This window comes from Pseudarthrobacter sp. C1 (assembly GCF_034720455.1).
Taxonomy (GTDB): Bacteria; Actinomycetota; Actinomycetes; order Actinomycetales; family Micrococcaceae; genus Arthrobacter.
Genome location: NZ_JAYESK010000004.1, coordinates 306,372 through 322,812 on the forward strand (window position 1 = coordinate 306,372; position 16,441 = coordinate 322,812).

At 62.8% G+C, this 16,441-nt stretch carries 17 protein-coding genes; 9 read left to right on the forward strand and 8 right to left on the reverse strand.

Going from position 1 to position 16,441, the window contains the following annotated elements:
* Positions 1–44 precede the first annotated feature (44 nt).
* Complete coding sequence (locus U7114_RS09040) at positions 45–338, reverse strand: HPr family phosphocarrier protein (protein ID WP_321213579.1); 294 nt, start codon at positions 336–338, stop codon at positions 45–47.
* A 163-nt stretch (positions 339–501) separates the two neighbouring features.
* On the opposite strand from U7114_RS09040, the gene U7114_RS09045 reads away from it, so the two are divergent.
* The gene (locus tag U7114_RS09045; protein WP_157242292.1) at positions 502–1,272 is read left to right on the forward strand and encodes a GntR family transcriptional regulator; all 771 of its coding nucleotides are present in this window, start codon (positions 502–504) and stop codon (positions 1,270–1,272) included.
* A 119-nt stretch (positions 1,273–1,391) separates the two neighbouring features.
* Here U7114_RS09045 and U7114_RS09050 read toward each other — a convergent pair whose 3' ends face one another.
* The 4 genes from U7114_RS09050 to U7114_RS09065 all read right to left on the reverse strand — a co-directional run bounded on the left by U7114_RS09050 (position 1,392) and on the right by U7114_RS09065 (position 5,761).
* Positions 1,392–3,062, reverse strand: a complete 1,671-nt coding sequence (locus U7114_RS09050; RefSeq protein ID WP_321213578.1) for a ubiquinol-cytochrome c reductase cytochrome b subunit — start codon at positions 3,060–3,062, stop codon at positions 1,392–1,394.
* Positions 3,040–4,113: a ubiquinol-cytochrome c reductase iron-sulfur subunit gene (locus tag U7114_RS09055; protein WP_157242294.1), complete on the reverse strand. Its 1,074-nt coding sequence runs from the start codon at positions 4,111–4,113 to the stop codon at positions 3,040–3,042. The genes U7114_RS09050 and U7114_RS09055 overlap by 23 nt, the downstream gene beginning before the upstream one ends.
* Before the next feature lie 98 nt (positions 4,114–4,211).
* Positions 4,212–5,000, reverse strand: a complete 789-nt coding sequence (locus U7114_RS09060; protein ID WP_321213577.1) for a c-type cytochrome — start codon at positions 4,998–5,000, stop codon at positions 4,212–4,214.
* 86 nt (positions 5,001–5,086) lie between these two features.
* Positions 5,087–5,761, reverse strand: a complete 675-nt coding sequence (locus U7114_RS09065; RefSeq protein WP_197432522.1) for a cytochrome c oxidase subunit 3 — start codon at positions 5,759–5,761, stop codon at positions 5,087–5,089.
* Positions 5,762–5,873: 112 nt separating this feature from the next.
* Here U7114_RS09065 and trpD point away from each other — a divergent pair, with 112 nt between their 5' ends.
* Positions 5,874–6,929, forward strand: coding sequence for an anthranilate phosphoribosyltransferase (gene trpD, locus U7114_RS09070; protein WP_321213575.1), 1,056 nt, complete (start codon positions 5,874–5,876; stop codon positions 6,927–6,929).
* Between the two features lie 21 nt (positions 6,930–6,950).
* Here the strand turns inward: trpD and U7114_RS09075 are convergent, their stop codons facing one another.
* Together U7114_RS09075 and U7114_RS09080 are read right to left on the reverse strand one after the other, a co-directional pair.
* Positions 6,951–7,232: an Lrp/AsnC ligand binding domain-containing protein gene (locus U7114_RS09075; RefSeq protein WP_321213574.1), complete on the reverse strand. Its 282-nt coding sequence runs from the start codon at positions 7,230–7,232 to the stop codon at positions 6,951–6,953.
* 108 nt (positions 7,233–7,340) lie between these two features.
* Complete coding sequence (locus U7114_RS09080) at positions 7,341–7,742, reverse strand: DUF3054 domain-containing protein (RefSeq protein WP_321213573.1); 402 nt, start codon at positions 7,740–7,742, stop codon at positions 7,341–7,343.
* Between the two features lie 72 nt (positions 7,743–7,814).
* Between U7114_RS09080 and U7114_RS09085 the strand changes: the two genes are divergently transcribed.
* From U7114_RS09085 to U7114_RS09115, 7 genes are all read left to right on the forward strand, one after another.
* Positions 7,815–8,288, forward strand: coding sequence for a VOC family protein (locus U7114_RS09085; RefSeq protein WP_321213572.1), 474 nt, complete (start codon positions 7,815–7,817; stop codon positions 8,286–8,288).
* 338 nt (positions 8,289–8,626) lie between these two features.
* Entirely contained in the window at positions 8,627–9,442 is an 816-nt protein-coding gene (locus tag U7114_RS09090) for an AfsR/SARP family transcriptional regulator (protein WP_323057140.1), read from the forward strand.
* A gap of 575 nt (positions 9,443–10,017) precedes the next feature.
* The gene (locus U7114_RS09095) at positions 10,018–11,601 is read left to right on the forward strand and encodes an alpha/beta fold hydrolase (RefSeq protein ID WP_321213571.1); all 1,584 of its coding nucleotides are present in this window, start codon (positions 10,018–10,020) and stop codon (positions 11,599–11,601) included.
* Between the two features lie 126 nt (positions 11,602–11,727).
* Positions 11,728–12,165, forward strand: coding sequence for a hypothetical protein (locus U7114_RS09100; RefSeq protein WP_321213570.1), 438 nt, complete (start codon positions 11,728–11,730; stop codon positions 12,163–12,165).
* A gap of 981 nt (positions 12,166–13,146) precedes the next feature.
* Positions 13,147–14,238: a tyrosine-type recombinase/integrase gene (locus tag U7114_RS09105; protein WP_323057141.1), complete on the forward strand. Its 1,092-nt coding sequence runs from the start codon at positions 13,147–13,149 to the stop codon at positions 14,236–14,238.
* A complete protein-coding gene (locus tag U7114_RS09110) occupies positions 14,231–14,584 on the forward strand; it encodes a helix-turn-helix domain-containing protein (protein WP_115789147.1) in 354 nt (117 codons plus the stop codon). The genes U7114_RS09105 and U7114_RS09110 overlap by 8 nt, the downstream gene beginning before the upstream one ends.
* A 337-nt stretch (positions 14,585–14,921) precedes the next feature.
* Positions 14,922–16,058: a Fis family transcriptional regulator gene (locus U7114_RS09115; RefSeq protein WP_323057142.1), complete on the forward strand. Its 1,137-nt coding sequence runs from the start codon at positions 14,922–14,924 to the stop codon at positions 16,056–16,058.
* Between the two features lie 36 nt (positions 16,059–16,094).
* On the opposite strand, the gene U7114_RS09120 is transcribed toward U7114_RS09115, so the two are convergent.
* The gene (locus U7114_RS09120) at positions 16,095–16,295 is read right to left on the reverse strand and encodes a hypothetical protein (protein WP_236820718.1); all 201 of its coding nucleotides are present in this window, start codon (positions 16,293–16,295) and stop codon (positions 16,095–16,097) included.
* Positions 16,296–16,441: the final 146 nt, after the last annotated feature.

The window sequence follows — 16,441 nt, forward strand, 5'->3', positions numbered from 1 at the left end:
CAAATGGTGGGGCCCGACGTCGTTTTTGTTGCTCCTGGCGCGCCCTAGGCTGCGCCCTGCGACTCCAGCAGCTCGCCAAGCGCCCGCAAGGCGTCCTCGGCCACCTGGCGCCCCAGCGGGCCTCTGACGGCCGCGTCGCTGACGCCAAGCTCCACGATGCATCCCTGGTGAAAATCCGCCGCCATTACCTGCAGCAGGGAGCGCGCATCAACGCCTGGGCCACCCTCCTTGGAGATGGTCACCGGCAGTCCGGTTTCCGTAACAGCCCGTACAAATAGGGCGGCAGGCCTGGCGTGCAGGCCCACCGATGCTTTGACCACGGCGTTATGTGTTGGCAAAGGGACTCCTCCGTTATGACGGCCCCCTCCGTCGACATCGCGTTTTCATGACAAATATAGGGCCTGCCCCGTTGCCCTGCTAAACGGCTGGGCATGGTGAACGACGCTGGTCTAGACCTGACCTAAAATTGGAAGGTGAACTTCAACGCAGGGGAGACAATCCATGCCAGCTAGTGCGGCAGCCATCACCGGCGACATCGACCGGTCCAGTGGCACGGCCATCTACGTCCAGCTGCGTGAGATCCTGCGTACCTACATCGCCGACTCCTGCCCGCCGGGATCAGCCCTGCCGTCTGAACGGGATCTCGCCGAACGGTTCGGCCTTGCCCGCATGACCGTCCGCCAGGCGATTGATGCGTTGGTAGGCGAAGAAGTGATCGAGAGAGTAGTGGGCCTGGGCACGTTCGTCCGCCGGCCTAAGCTCGATCTCCAGGTCAAACTGACGTCCTACAGCGAGGAGATGCAGCGACGCGGGATGGTCCCCGCGGCGAAGGTCCTGAGCTTTGAGCAGATTGCCGCCAGTGCGTTCCTTGCACGCGAGCTGCAGTTGGATGAGGGAACGCCATTGGTGCGTTTCCGGCGCCTGCTCCTGGCCGACGGTGAACCCATGAGCGTTGACGAGAACTTCATTCCGGCCCACCGGGTGCCTGGACTGCTGGACGGGGAACCGCCCACCTCGCTGTACAACGTCCTCAGCGAGCAATTTGGGCTGGTGATGGAATGGGGCGAGGACATGATCGAGGCCACCGCGGCTTCGCCGTCCACCGCGCGGTTGCTGAACGTGGAGGTGGGTGCGCCGCTCCTTAAGATCCAGCGGCATGCCTTCGTAGCCCGGGCCATGGTTGACTATTCGGTCTCCTACTACCGCGCAGACAGGTACAAGCTATGGGTGCCGCTGCAGCGCCCGGGTGCACGCCGGGCACGTAACCACTGAGGCGCCCGCCGCCACACCGGCGGCAGACGGAGTGCAGCGCTGGCGCTGCGGACACGCGAAAGGCAAACAGGAAGGCCCGGTGCCTGTGGACCCGGCCTTCCTGTTTGCCTTTGTAAGCCTTAGTGGGACAGGCTCTTTGCTTCCTCGGGTGCTTCCACTGCGGCATGGCCGTGGCCGTGCGCAGCTTCAAGTTCAGCCGGAGTTGCAGGTGCAACCCGGTCCTCGAAGAACCACTTGGAGAGCAACGCGCGGCGCTTTTCCTTGCGGGTTACAACGCCGTGTTCATTCGGCACGGCAGGAAGAACCTCAGGCGATTCGAAGCCCACCAGCTTGTAGCGCTTGTACTCGTCCAGGGGAGCGTGAACCTCGATGAACTCACCATGCGGGAGGCGGACAATGCGGCCCGTCTCGCGTCCGTGCAGGGCGATCTCGCGGTCCTTGCGCTGGAGGGCCAGCGCCACGCGCTTCGTGACGACGAAGGCGATAATCGGCCCGACGAAGAACAGGGCGCGCAGCCAGTACGTCACATCGTTCAGGGAGACATGGAAGTGGGTTGCGATGAGGTCGGACCCGGCAGCCGCCCACATGACGCAGTACCAGACGAAGCCGGCCATACCGATAGCCGTACGGGTGGGGGCGTTCCGGGGACGGTCCAGGACGTGGTGTTCACGTTCGTCCTTGGTAACCCAGCGTTCGATCCACGGGTACATGAACATGATGGTGAACAGGATGCCTGCCGGGACCAGGGCCGGCAGCAGGACATTCAGCGTGAGGGTGTAGCCGAAGATGACGTATTCGAAGTGGAAGTCGCCAATCACACCCGGCATCAGGCGCAGGGCGCCGTCAACGAAACCGATGTACCAGTCGGGCTGGGTACCGGCGGATACGGGGGAGGGATCGTAGGGGCCGTAGTTCCAGATCGGGTTGATCGTGAAGAAGCCTGCCATCAGGGCCAGGACGCCGAACACGATGAAGAAGAATCCACCGGCCTTGGCTGCATAGACAGGACCCAGAGGGTAGCCGACGACGTTGTTGTCGTTCCGGCCGGGGCCGGGGTACTGGGTGTGCTTGTGGACGACCACCATGAAGAGGTGCAGGACGATCATCAGCAGGATGAGTGCCGGCACCAGCAGGATATGCAGCATGTAGAGGCGCCCGATGATGGCGGTGCCCGGGAATTCTCCCCCGAAGAGGAAGAACGAGATGTAGGTGCCGATGACCGGGATGGACTTGATCACGCCGTCGATGATGCGCAGGCCGTTTCCGGAGAGCAGGTCATCAGGCAGCGAGTAGCCGGTGAAGCCGGCGGCCATTGCCAGGATGAGCAGGACGCTGCCCACAACCCAGTTCATTTCGCGGGGCTTGCGGAAGGCGCCGGTGAAGAAGACCCTCAGCATGTGCACCGCGATGGAGGCTACGAACAGCAGGGCCGCCCAGTGGTGGACCTGGCGCATAAACAGGCCGCCACGGATGTCAAACGAGATGTCGAGCGACGAGCTGTACGCCACGGACATCTCCACGCCCTTCAGCGGGACGTATGAACCCTCATAGTGCGTCTCGGCCATGGACGGATCAAAAAAGAATGTCAGGAACGTGCCCGAGAGCAGGAGGATGACAAACGAGTAGAGGGCCACTTCGCCGAACATGAAGGACCAGTGGTCCGGGAAGACCTTGCGGCCGAACTCGCGGAGGATTCCGGAACCGCCAACACGTGCATCGACGAAGTCGGTAATCCGGCCCGTCTTGGTTTTGGCGACGAAAGCCGGCTCAGCTGGTGATGCTGCGCTCATGCATATCACGCTCCCAGTAACTTGGTCCTACGGGTTCTTTGAAGTCGCTGGTGGCGACCAAGTAGCCCTCGTCGTCAACTGCGATGGGCAGCTGGGGGAGGGGCCGGCTGGCGGGGCCGAAGATCACCTTGCACTCTTGGGTGAGGTCGAAGGTGGACTGGTGGCACGGGCACAGCAGGTGGTGCGTCTGCTGCTCGTACAGGGCAACAGGGCAACCGACGTGGGTGCAGATCTTGGAGTAGGCAACAATGCCGTTGTAGCCCCAGTCCTCGCGGCCCTCGGAGGGGTTCAGCGATGCCGGGTCCAGCCGCATGAGCAGCACAACGGCCTTGGCCTTTTCGTTGAGCTTGCCCTCGTGGAGGTCGTTCAGCCCTTCCGGAATAACGTGGAAGGCCGAGCCGATGGTGACGTCGGAGGCCTTGATCGGTGTTCCGTCAGGGTCACGGGCAAGCCGCTTGAGCTTGCCTTCCTGGGGTGCCCACATGGTGTGGGCCAGTTTGTCGTCCGGGCGCGGTCCGAGGTCACCGAAGATAGCGACTGCCGGAAGCGGCGCGAGTGCAACGGCACCCAGGAGGGTGTTACGGATCAGCGGACGGCGCTTGATGCCCGTCTCTTCGACGATGTCATCGACGATGCGGACAGCCGCCTGCCGGTCCTCCTCGTAGCGGATCGCGTGGCGCTCCTCGGAAACTTCGTGGTCCGGCATGAGGGCCTTGGCCCAGTGCACAATGCCGGTACCGATCCCGAGCATGGCGAACGCCGTGCCAAGGCCGAGCAGCATGTTCTGGAGCCGGATGGTGCCGATGCTCGATTCTTCGCCTCCCAGGTCAATGGCGAAGTACGCCACCAGGAAGATCAGGGTGCCAACAACAGAGATGCCAAATAGTAAGGCGACCTGCCGTTCTGCCCGCTTTGCGGCCTTCGGGTCCGTGTCAGCCAGGCGCAAACGGTGCGGAGGGATTCCAGGATCCTGGAATTTCTCCACCTCATTCTGACCAGCCGTAGCTACGGTGCCCGAGTGGTTCGGACTGCCGTCACTATGGTTGCCCATAATTCGCCTCATCCTTCTCTCGTCCCGGCGGGTGCCGGGTTAGTTTCTAATATCAAGCTGCTGACGGATCAGCAGAAGTGTGTGGTGGTTCCCAGGGGTCAGGACGTCCGGGAAGTCAGCCAGATAGTGAAGGCGATAATGACGCCGAGGCCGGCAACCCAAACAAACAGGCCTTCTGCCACCGGGCCCAGGGATCCGAGGTCTGCTCCGCCCGGCGAGCCGGTGGTTTCGATCTGCTTGAGGAAGGTGATGATGTCCCGCTTGCCTTCGGGGGTGATGTTCGAATCACTGAACACAGGCATGTTCTGGGGGCCGGTGGCCATGGCTTCGTAGATGTGCTTGCCGGATACGTCTGCCAGCGCGGGTGCGAACTTGCCGCGGGTCAGCGCGCCTCCGGCGGCTGCTGCGTTGTGGCACATGGCGCAGTTGGTGCGGAACAGCTCGCCGCCTTCTGCTGCGTCGCCGCCTTCGTCGAGCAGGCCTTCTTCAGGGACCGCCGGGCCGGCACCCAGGGAAGCAACATAGGCTGAAAGCTGCCGGGTCTGCTCATCGTTGAACTGCACGGGCTTCTTCATGGCCTGGGGGCCGTTCATCTGCATCGGCATGCGGCCGGTGCCCACCTGGAAGTCAACGGCTGCTGCACCAACGCCAACCAGCGAAGGACCAGCTTGGCTTCCGCTGGCACCCATCCCGTGGCAGGTAGCGCAGTTCGCTGCAAACAGCTTGCCGCCTTCTTCCACGTCATTGGCGCTGTAGGAAGTGCTGGAGGCCTTGGCCTCGTTGACTGTGGTAGCCGCGGCGTATACCCCACCCGTGATGAGGAGCCCCATCAGGAGCAGCGCTAGTGCTGCTAGTGGGTGACGCCGCTTTTGTGAGAGTGCCTTCACGTGGTGGTTCCTTTATTCGATCCTGCGCCGGCTCCGGGAGCCGCTACCTGAAATTCTGCCTCTTGTAGAAAAAGAATCAAAGCTGGCTACTTGAGTACGTAGATGACCAGGAAGAGGCCGATCCACACGACGTCCACGAAGTGCCAGTAGTACGAGGTGACAATCGCTGAGGTCGCTTCAAAATGCCCGAACTTCTTCGCAGCGAAGGACCGGCCCATGATGAGCAGGAAGGCGATGAGGCCGCCAATGACGTGGAGGCCGTGGAAGCCGGTGGTCATATAGAAGGCGGAGCCGTAGGCGTTGGAGGACAGCGAGACGTGCTCAGAGACCAGCATGGCGTATTCCGTGGTCTGTCCGGCAACGAAGAATGCGCCCATGAGGAACGTCAGGGTGAACCATTCGTTCATTCCCCAGCGGGCGAACTGGAAAGCGCCCCCGGTCCGGCGCGGCTGGAGCCGTTCGGCCGCGAAGACGCCCATCTGGCAAGTGAAGGAACTTGCCACGAGGACGATGGTGTTGACGAGCGCAAAGGGGAAGTTGAGCTTGGCTGTCTCATCGGCCCACATCTGCGCACTCGTGGAGCGCAGCGTGAAGTACATGGCGAAGAGACCGGCGAAGAACATCAACTCGCTGGACAGCCACACAACGGTTCCAACGGAAACCATGTTCGGGCGGTTCAGCGTGGGGTGCGCCGGGGTACTGGGGGCATGGGTCGCAGATGTCACATAGACATTATGTCTGTAAAACTCCGTGCTGCCCAACGCAAACCGCCTTTTCGGGGGACTTTTTCTACAAAGACGCGAAATCGCCCGGAAAAGTTCCTGGAGGGGTTCACATTGGTCACGCCCCGGCAACGCTCGATAGCATCAGGAGGTGACTTCACAGGTTTCCGCACCGTCCGGCAATTCTTGGCCCCGCCTGATCTCCGCCTTGATCGGCGGTGCTGACCTGACAGCGGACAATACCTCCTGGGCGATGGACACCATCATGTCGGGGGAGGCCACGCCCGCCCAGATTGCCGGATTCCTGGTGGCCCTCAGCTCCAAAGGCGAAACAGTTGAGGAGCTTTCGGGCTTGGTGGCGGCCATGCTTGCCCATGCCAGGCCTGTGAGCATCTCCGGCGAGAAGCTTGACATCGTGGGCACCGGCGGAGACCAGTTGAACACGGTGAATATCTCCACGATGGCAGCCCTTGTCGCGGCGGGGGCCGGTGCCAAGGTGGTCAAGCATGGCAACCGGGCCGCGTCGTCGTCGTCCGGCTCTGCAGACGTACTCGAAGCCTTGGGCGTGCGGCTCGACCTGACCATCGAGGAGGTGGCGCGCAACGCCGAAGAGGCCGGAATCACGTTCTGCTTTGCGCAGGTGTTCCACCCCTCATTCCGCCACACCGCCGTTCCCCGGCGCGAGCTGGCTATTCCCACCGCTTTCAACTTCCTCGGCCCCCTCACCAACCCTGCCAACGTGCAGGCCTCAGCGGTCGGCGTCGCAAACGCCAGGATGGCGCCGCTGGTAGCCGGCGTGCTGGCGCAGCGGGGGAGCAGGGGCCTGGTATTCCGCGGCAACGACGGCCTGGACGAACTCACCACCACGGGTCCGTCCACAGTGTGGGAGATCCGTGATGGCCGGGTGACAGAGCTGACTTTCTCTCCGGAGGACTTGGGCATCCGCCTTGCCACCGTGGAACAGCTGCGGGGTGGAAACGCAGAGGTAAACGCAGCCGTTGTCCGCGAGGTCCTCGCCGGCAAGGCAGGCCCGGCCAGGGACGCCGTCCTGGTCAATGCAGCGGCCGGTCTGGTGGCCTTCGACGAATCGGCCGAGGGCACCTTCCTTGACCGGATGCGGAAGGCTTTTGCCCGCGCTGCCGAATCCATTGATACCGGGGCCGCCGCAGCCGTCCTTGGGAAGTGGGTCTCGCTCACCGCCCGGTGAGCAAGGTCAGTTCCCTACTGGCTACTGCTCAAAGCCCAGCGAGAACGCCGCGTCCAGGTCGTGCTGCGAATATGCGCGGAAGGCAATGTGGGTTGTGGTGTGGACCACGGCAGGGACCTTGGAAAGCCTGTCCGCGATGACGTCCGCCAGATCCTCGTGCCGGTGGACCCGGGCCACGGCAATGAGGTCCCATTCTCCGGTTACGGAATAAACCTCGCTGATCCCCTCGATCGAGGAGATTTCCTCGGCAGTTTCAGGGATGCGGGCAGCGTCGGTCTTGATCAGGACAAATGCAGTGATCACGTTGAACCCTTCCGGATCTGTTGCGCCGTAGCAGTGCCCGGCAAGCTTCTGCTGCCAGCCTATTACATTGGCAGTTGCGCGCGGCCGGACCGTCGTGTCCCGTCCTGTTCAGGTACGCCGGCGGCGCCTGAACCCCGCCAGCAGCACGCGGTAGCCAAGCAGCAGGACCCCCAGGCTGACCAAAGCCACTATGACAAACGGGAGCGCCACGGCCTGGCCGGTCAGGGCGCGCAGCACCATCCCTCCCGCCACGCTGCCGAGCCAAACGGCGAGGCCGGTGCGCCGTACCGAGAGGGGTTGCCGCCATGCCCTCGCAATGATCCAGCCCAGCGCAGCACCCGCCAGGAACGGCCAGGCGGTCAGGAACACACCGGTCACCACATCGCCGCGCTGGTGGGCGTCACGTCCGACGGCGGCGAACACCAGAATCATGACGGCGTCGGTCGCCGCGGCTGCCAGAGTCAGGCGGAAGGCGTGCGGTTTTGCGGTCTTCATGTTGCGGGAAGTCATGGATCCGAGCTTAACGCCGGCCGTTGTGTGCCGTGGACCGCGGCATTAGGCTCAAGCCGGAAGGGAGCCACCATGCCACGAAAGATCGGGACCTGCCTCTGGTTCGAAAACCAGGCGGAAGAAGCGGCACAGTTCTACACTTCGGTTTTCGACGATTCAAGAATCCTCAATGTTTCGCGGTTCGGTGAGGGCGGACCGGGCGCGGCAGGCGAAGCAATCGCCGTCGACTTTGAACTCGAAGGACGGGGGTTCACTGCCCTGAATGGTGCCCGGGGATCCACCTTCACTGAGGCTGTTTCGTTCGTGGTGGACTGCGAGGACCAGTCCGCGGTGGACCGGTACTGGGCAGCCCTGACCGACGGCGGCTCAGAAAGCCAGTGCGGTTGGCTAAAGGACCGCTTCGGTTTGTCCTGGCAGGTCATACCCTCAATCCTGCCGTCCTTGATCGCGGGACCCGACCCCCACGGATCTCAGCGGGCCATGCAGGCCATGCTGGGGATGCGCAAGCTGGACATCGCCGAACTGCAGAAAGCCTATGACGGGTGACCTTGCCGGGAAATCCGAAGTAATCTCCGGTCGGCCTGCGCTGCCGAAGTATCCGCTGCCGGAGGCCCTGTGAACAAGCCACTGTGGATCTGTTGCCTCGTTGGCGGTGCTGTTGGAATTACCCTTGGGCTCGCGGTTTTTGACAGTCCGTTGCTTGGTTTTGCACTGGGACTTGGGATCGGGGCCGTGGTTGGCGCCGGGATCGGGTCCAGGCGCTAGATTCCGTCCGCGTTGCCTCCGCTTCGGAGAGGGACCTCTCCCTTAGGAAGTATGGGGATGGCCCCATTGACAGGACCGACCGTCCTGAGGATGCTCATTCGTACCATCCATCACACGTTTTGCTGAACCGAAATCAGGTTCCCATGGGCGCCGACGGCTATGGAGAATTGAAACTGGAACTGCTCGGGTCCTGGCGTCTCTGCCGGGACGGCGTGGTTGTGCACGTTGCGACGCGTCAGCAGCGGCTGATCGCGGCGCTGGCCATCAAGGGTCCGCTTCTCCGTAACTACCTCGTCGGCTTGTTATGGCCCGAGTATCCGGATTCCAAGGCGTTGGAGAGCCTGCGCGTCAGTGTGCATCTGATTTCCCGCCAAGTGCCCGGGCTGATCGTCAACGAGGGCCGGATGCTGTACCTCAGCGACGACGTGGATGTTGACCTAAGGCGGGTCCGGCTTCAGGCCAGGGCCCTGGGCGGTGCAGGGCTGCAGGCCGACCCTGCATCCCTGCTGGACGGACTACATGACGCGCAGCTGCTTCCCGGCTGGTACGAGGACTGGATGATGGTTGAACAGAGCCGGTTGCAGCAGGACCGCTTACGGGCTTACGTAGCTATCGCTTCGCATGCACTTGCCGTGGGGGACACCGGTACGGCAGAGGCAGCCGCCGAGGCGGCGGTGGAGATCGAGCCGCTCTATGAGACTGCCGTCAGTCTCCTTATCCAGGCTGAATTGCAGCACGGCAATCCCGCCGCCGCGCTCAGGGCTTACGAACGCTACCGGAAGCAGCTTGGGGAAGACATGGGTCTACTGCCTTCGGAATCGGTCAGCGGGCTTCTCACGGGGCCCCTTGAGCGCCGGCCAGGTTTGGGGACGGAGCGGTCAGTTCCGCCCGGTCACCCCTGGCTGAGCGGCCAGCCAGCGCTTGACCACGCTTAGGACCTCCGCGGGGTCGGCTGTGGCCACGGTGCTTTGAGTGCTGCTGGGAGTCTGTCCGTAGGTTATCCTCGCGCGGAACCCCTGTGGGTGGCCGGGCTCCTGCCAGGTTCGAATGACCATGAAGCCGGCGGAGGGGGGCTCCTGCTCTGGTCCCTGGTCGCCCGCGGGCTCGGACCAATGGTGGTCTTGCATCACCGCGGTCACCTCTCCCGTCCTGGCTCAATGATTGTGGGAAGGTCCAGGCTTCTGCCGCGCCGATCCCTTGGCCGCCAGAGGTGCCCTCCATTGAATGGAGGCCTTCCTCTTGGTTCCTTTGATCTTGGTGGAGGAAAATCAGGAGTTGGCTCGCGTTTCCGAAATATTGACGCAAGATTAGTCCTGCCCGGCGGGGCTCCCGCCCCCGTACACCGCTGAGCCGTTAACCCCCACGGCACCGGCACCGGGACCCGCGGGGCGCGGCGGAGGAACCGGCAGCAGTAACGCTGCGGTAACGCCGCGGATGGTCCAATCGGCCAAGACCCGTACGCTGCAAGGCGCACGGCAGAGTCCTGATCTGTTGCCTAAGGAGGGACAGTATGGGGTTCCCTGGCGACGACGGCCGGCTGCCCGTGATCTACGTCCGGGGTTTCGCCGGAACAGGCACCGCCGTCAATACCGCCGTCGATGACCCGTTCTACGGCTTCAGTCAGGGCTCTGTGCACGTCAGGGCTGACAGCAATGGCCGGGCGAAGTTCCACCAGTTCGAGTCTCCGATGCTGCGGCTGGTGAGCGACCATAAGTACGAGGTCCCTGTTCACGGTGACCAATGGGCCTTTCTGAACAGCGCGGACGCCGGCTCGGTGAACCCGGCGTCGGTGTGGATCCACCGCTTCTACGACGTGTCAGCAGATACCTTTGGCGCGGACCCGGAAAACTTCTCCTTCGAGGATGCGGCACGCGACCTGTTCAAGCTGATCAAGCTTGTGCTGGAGAAGACCGGCGCGCCCAAGGTCTTCCTGGTGGCTCATTCCATGGGCGGGCTGATCTGCCGCTCGCTTCTGCAACGGGTCATCCCGGAAAGCCTCGCCGGGCAGGACGGAAATTTGGACCCCGCCGCGGGAGCCGGATTTGTTGCCCGGGTTTTTACCTACGCAACGCCGCACGGTGGAATCCGTTTCGCCATCGGTTTTGGCCTGCTGGAGAAGATTCGCGACGCCACGGGGCTCCAGGGGGCGGATATCTTTGGCCCTGACCGGATGTACGAGTACCTCACCCCTCCTGCCCTCAGGAGGACGCTGACGCGCGACCAATTCATCGCAACCGAGATGCCCGAGGAGGGCTTCCCGGTTGACGAATTGTTCTGCCTCGTCGGGTCCAATCCGGAGGACTACGATGTGGCCCTGGGCCTGTCCTCCAAGGCGGTGGGAGCCCGCAGTGACGGGCTGGTCCAGATCGACAACGCTGCGGTCCGGGGCGCGCCGCTGGCCGTAGTGCACCGCAGCCACAGCGGGCGGTACGGAATCGTCAACTCGGAGGAGGGCTACCAGAACCTCCAGCGCTTCCTCTTCGGCGATCTTAAGGTCGAAGTGGAGCTGGTCGGCTTCACGGTCGGCAGGGACGCACCTGCCGACGTCGAATTCCAGCTTGACGTCGCGCTGGCCATCAGGGGACTGCCGGTTATGGTCCACGAGCAGAGTGCGTCCCACTTCTGTCCGGTACAGATTGAGCACTGGCGGGAAGGGGACCCCATCGATTCTCCGGTTCCGCTGCTGACGACTTTCCTTTCCTCCAAGGCGCCACGGCCGCGTGTCGGCGGCAGGGTGGTACCCCGGCTTCGTCATGCGCTCCGGCTCCGGCTGATGTCCATCAGGGAGAAGGAGGGACACTTCTTCTTTGACGACCACCTGGAGCAGACCGAGGACTGGCAGGACACCCTGGTGGTTGACATCGAACCTCCCGCAAAAGACCGGCCGCTGCCGAGGGCATGGGCTGCCTGGAACAGCGTGATCCCGACGGCCCTTCGGGACTGGGAGCCGGGGGAGAGGGACCAGTTGAAGGACATAGACCCTACCGTTCACCGCTGGAGCGGACGCATAGACGTCCCGGAGGCCTCCCGGGACCTGCTGGGACGGCATGCAGGGATCAACCTCACCGTGACCCCGAGAACCCTTTCATTCTGAGACCGACCGCTTCAGCCGCAGGGGAGTGGTGCAGTTCCGAACGCACTGGTGCCTGCCGTCCGCGAGAGCGGGATGCCAGAATTGTGCCAGAAGCAGGTAGGGGGCTTTCGTGGACAGGAGGTGACGGTGGGCGGTTACACCTTCGTCGTGGTCAACGGGGCTGAGTGGCGGTTCGACCGCGAAGGCGTCTTCGGAGCACTGCGGCGCGACCACATCGGACAGCCTCTCGAGCGCCGCGGTAGACGGCTGGCGCGAGTCGGCTACTCGGACGCCTGGGATGTCGGGCTCAGCGATGACCGCACCGCGTTCGTGATCAGCGCTCCGCCCGCGCCGATGATCGAATTGGTGGCCTGGGTGCGGGCCTTCGTGCCGGCGGACGTGGACCTGCTGCTTTTCGAAGACCAGCTTGCCTTCGATCCAGTTTTGCTGCCTCCTGGCATCACGCCTGAGCAGGTGCGGAGCCGGTTCTTCCCCGATGCCTGGAAGGTGGAACAGTTGGGTGCGCGGGGGCCTCCGGTGCTGGCCGAACGTCTGGGGTCGACGAAGCCGCCCAAAGTTCCATGAATCCGAACGTGAAGCAGCGCGTGATTCTCCCCACGGCAGCTGCAGAACGCGCCGTCGCTATTAGAAATACGTACCGAAAATGGACGCCACGTAAGCAAGGAGCAGGACGTATCCCAGTGCGAAGGCAGTTTGGTAGGGCCATCGGGTGCGGCGAAGTTCCGGTTCACCTACTGAGTGCTGAGCGGCCGTCCCGGGGCGGAACGCCCGAATTGAAGGCAGCTGGATTCGGAAGATGCTCACAGCGAAAACTTGGAGGATTGCGGCCGCGTAGGCCAGGAAAGGCTGGCCGAGGAAACCGGTGACGGCAGGAAGCAGGAGTTCCACTCCGATGGATACTACGTTCCCTGCCAACTGGAGCCATTCGAAGAACTGATCCGCTCGGGATCCTTCCTTGATGGGGAATCGATAGCGTCCGGCTACGCAGACTGCCACTGAAGCAAGGACTATGGCCAGTAGTATCAGAAACCGTTCCACTTGGGTCACCTCCACTTGGCCGTCGGGGCAGCGCGATCATGGATACGGGGACCGCAGAGCACTCCAATGAGGTCCCCGCGCACTCGCAGCCACGTCCCCAGGGAGAAGCCTCGCAGATCACCCGTCACGAGACCGACTTTAGTTGTTCGCGGACCCACCGTGCTGCAACCGAGGTCAGGCGCGTCAGGATCCCAGAGGAGTCAGACGCGCACCTGCGTAGCCGGCCATGGGGACACCCGCGGCGGCGGCGTGTTTGCTACTACTTGACATAATGTAGATTATCGGCGTTCAAAGTACGGGAGTAGAAGTAGCTGCGAGAACTCCCTTCCCTTGACGAATCCAGCGTTTCCGCAGGTCAACAGGGCTTTGCTGGTAACGCGCGCTCCTCACGCCGACGGCTGAATTTGCCCTTGGATCGCTTATGGCTGTAGGTTTCCTGCATCTAATGCATGTTTCCATGGTTTAGGGGTCGTTGTGAGTGGTGCCGGTCCAGGTTTCGTCCCGCGGATGCTGGTGGATCCGGACATTGGGCTGTTCAGGGCTGATGAACGGGTTTTCACTGCCATGCTCGATGGCTGGCGGGCGCAGATGCTGGCACGCGGCCTCACGACTCAGACCATCAAGCAGCGCTGCCAGCTGCTGGAGCGTTTTCAGCGCTTTACGGGTGAATTTCCGTGGCAATGGCGCCCCGCCGACATTGATGACTTCCTGGCCGATCTGCGCTCGGGCGAGAAACCGATCAGTCTGAAGACGTTGCGCTCGTACAGCAACGCCGTGGCGATGTTCTGCTCTTACCTGACGCATCCTGGCTATGGGTGGGGCGAGTTCTGCGAACGGACATTCGGCGATATTCCGGGCCAGATCTGCTTCGAGTGGAACATGCCACGGCACACCACCGATGATGCCGTCCCGGCTAAGAAGCGGTCCTTCACCAAGGCGGAACTGCAGCGCCTTTTCGACTACATCGATGACCTTGTCGACAGGGAATACGCCGCTGGCAGCAAGCGTTGGTTGCCCCTGTTCCGCGACTCGGTGGCGTTCAAAGTCTGTTACGCCTATGGGCTTCGCCGACGCGAAATGACCATGCTGGACCTGGAAGACTTCGGCCCGAACCCGCACGTCAGCGACTACGGCCGGTTCGGAGCAGTCCAGGTTCGGTTCGCCAAAGGTACGGCAGGCTCGGGACCCAGACGTCGCACCGTGTTGACCGTGCCGGAGTTCGACTGGGTCGTGGACCAGCTCAAGACCTGGACAGCCGGCGGCATGAGGCAGCAGTTCCCGACAGCTGAACGGTCTTCGGCTCTTTGGCCGAGCGAACGTGGCGCCCGGATGTCCCTGGGCTCTTTCGGGGATGCGTTCGCCGCTGCCCGGGATGCCGTCGGCCTGCCCCAGGAGCTGGGTCTGCATTGCCTCAGGCATTCCTACGTGACCCACCTGATCGAAGCCGGCTACGACGCGGCCTTCGTGCAGACTCAGGTTGGCCACTCCTACGCCTCGACCACCGGGCTCTACACCTCGGTATCGTCGGACTTCAAGCAGAAAACCGTGCAGCAGATGATTGCACGCCGCATCGCGAACTTGGAGGACCCAGATGCCTGAACAGCGCCGGATCGGCTACCGCTGGAACTTGCGAGCCCTGATGGCAAAGCAGAACCTGTGGAAGACCACCGAACTGATGCCGCTCCTGAAGTCCCGTGGCATCAACCTCTCCGAAAGTCAGGTCTACAGGCTGGTCACCTCCACGCCGGAGCGCATTCCGGCAAGGACATTCGCCGCGCTCTGCGACATCCTGGACTGCACACCCAACGACCTGTTCGAACCATTCGTGGAGATGCGCGCCGCGGCGACAGCGAATGCCCCGAAGCGCAGTGAAGACCTCGGCATCCAACCAGGCAACCCCATCGCACGACGTGTCCGCCTCGTCGCTTCTGAGGACGGTGAGTAGGCCACGCAAAGCAGAGGACCCGATCCGCTGGCCGGTTCCCTGCAGTCGCTGCGGTCAGCACCATCAAACCGTCGCGCGCTGGCCAGACGGCGGCGTTTGCGGCTACTGCTATCAGCAGGCAAAGCGCACCCGTGGAGTCTGCGCCTGCGGCCATGAAGGTGTTCTTCCGGGAATTATCGATGAGGAGCCGGCATGCCGCAGCTGCTCGGGCGTTCGGCTCAACGTCGACTGTGTGGGCTGCGGCGCCGAAGACGAACTTTACAGTGGTGGACGCTGCTGGACCTGCGTCCTCGGCGACATCGTAGACGACCTGCCTACAGACCCAGCTACGGGAGTCATGGCCACGGAACTGATCCCGCTGGCGGCGGCACTGAAGTCAATGAAACGGGCCAACAGCGGCATGACCTGGATCCGGCAAAAGCACGTCACGGCCTTCCTTCGTAACCTCGCTACCGCACCCAAAATCAGTCACGACACCTTCGATGAACTGCCCGACTCCCGCACCCGCGAGTACGTCCGAGGGCTCCTCATCGAACACGGGGTGCTCCCCCAGCGAAATGCGTTCCTGATTCGCTACGAAAGCTGGGCCACCCAAGCCATGGAACGCGTCAGCGACCCACAGAACCTTGACGTGATCCGCCGCTACATCCGATGGCATCACCAGCGACGCATGAACCTCATGGACGAAGTCCCCCGCGGCACCTTCCTGCGCGCCAAACAGGAAGTCACCGTCGCCATCGACCTCCTGAACTGGCTCACCGGTCATGACATCAAACTGCCGGAACTGCAGCAGTCCCACCTTGATGTATGGCAATCCGAGGGGCCCACGACGAGACGCATCGCTGAGCGCTTCCTCAAATGGGCCATCAAAACCAAGGCCGCCCCAGCGGGGCTCACCATCGTCCCGCACCGCCGCGGCACCAGCCCAAGACTCCCCAAGATCGGGCAAGACAAAGCGCTCCAACAAATCATCCACACCAACGCACTGGAGACCCGTGACCGGGCCGCCGCGATCCTCATCCTCGTCTTCGGACAACAAGCCGAAAACATCGCCCGGCTGACCTGGGACGACGTCACAGTCACTGAAGACTTAGTCACCATCCAACTCGGAACCACCAAAATTGCGCTGCCGGACCCGTTAGCCCAGCCATGGCGGGAGCTCGCCGCAAACCCAAGCCACGAACTGACCGCAGCACACCCCAACACCAAGTGGGTATTCCGCGGAACATCACCCGGACGCCACATCCACCCAGGGCACCTCACAACCCGACTCAGCAAGCTCTTCAACACCCGAGCCGCGCGACTCGGAACACTCCACGAACTCACCAAACTCGCACCCGTGGCCATCATCGCCGAAACCCTCGGCTACTCCCCGACTACCATCGAACGCCACGCCACCGACTCGGCATCCGCCTATGCCCGGTACATCGCAGCAGTAAACGAGTCCGTCCTGCACGAAAGCCCGAGAAACTAGAACGGCTCCGTCTCGCTTGCGTCCGTGAGGACATACCTAAAGCTGCCGGCCCCGACGATCCCAGTCCTGGCGACGGGCTTCTTCCTCGTCCCAGAAATGACCGTCGTAGTGGCGCACATAGAGCAGATAGGCGGTGAAGACCGCGCAGATAATCAGCATTGCCAGCATGAGGTAAAGAAAGGGACCCCAAGCTTGATTCCACCGGAATGCAATTTGCACGATTGCGTTTACGGCCATGAAGGACACCATGACCAGCTGCCAGCGAAATCCGCCCCGCGTCATACGCGGCTCAAGGCGCTTCCGACCCTCAGGCATATTCGGAGCCTACAGCCGGAGGAGCTTTCTGTCATGAGCTAACACCGGCCCCGCCACCGAGCAGTATG

What these genes read in the sequence shown, in the direction of transcription:
- U7114_RS09045 (WP_157242292.1), top strand. Translation starts at nt 502, where the DNA reads ATGCCAGCTAGTGCGGCAGCCATCACCGGCGACATCGACCGGTCCAGT.
- U7114_RS09050 (WP_321213578.1), bottom strand. Translation starts at nt 3,062, where the DNA reads ATGAGCGCAGCATCACCAGCTGAGCCGGCTTTCGTCGCCAAAACCAAG.
- U7114_RS09055 (WP_157242294.1), bottom strand. Translation starts at nt 4,113, where the DNA reads ATGGGCAACCATAGTGACGGCAGTCCGAACCACTCGGGCACCGTAGCT.
- U7114_RS09080 (WP_321213573.1), bottom strand. Translation starts at nt 7,742, where the DNA reads ATGACTTCCCGCAACATGAAGACCGCAAAACCGCACGCCTTCCGCCTG.
- U7114_RS09085 (WP_321213572.1), top strand. Translation starts at nt 7,815, where the DNA reads ATGCCACGAAAGATCGGGACCTGCCTCTGGTTCGAAAACCAGGCGGAA.
- U7114_RS09095 (WP_321213571.1), top strand. Translation starts at nt 10,018, where the DNA reads ATGGGGTTCCCTGGCGACGACGGCCGGCTGCCCGTGATCTACGTCCGG.
- U7114_RS09105 (WP_323057141.1), top strand. Translation starts at nt 13,147, where the DNA reads ATGCTGGTGGATCCGGACATTGGGCTGTTCAGGGCTGATGAACGGGTT.
- U7114_RS09110 (WP_115789147.1), top strand. Translation starts at nt 14,231, where the DNA reads ATGCCTGAACAGCGCCGGATCGGCTACCGCTGGAACTTGCGAGCCCTG.
- U7114_RS09115 (WP_323057142.1), top strand. Translation starts at nt 14,922, where the DNA reads ATGGCCACGGAACTGATCCCGCTGGCGGCGGCACTGAAGTCAATGAAA.
- U7114_RS09120 (WP_236820718.1), bottom strand. Translation starts at nt 16,295, where the DNA reads ATGGCCGTAAACGCAATCGTGCAAATTGCATTCCGGTGGAATCAAGCT.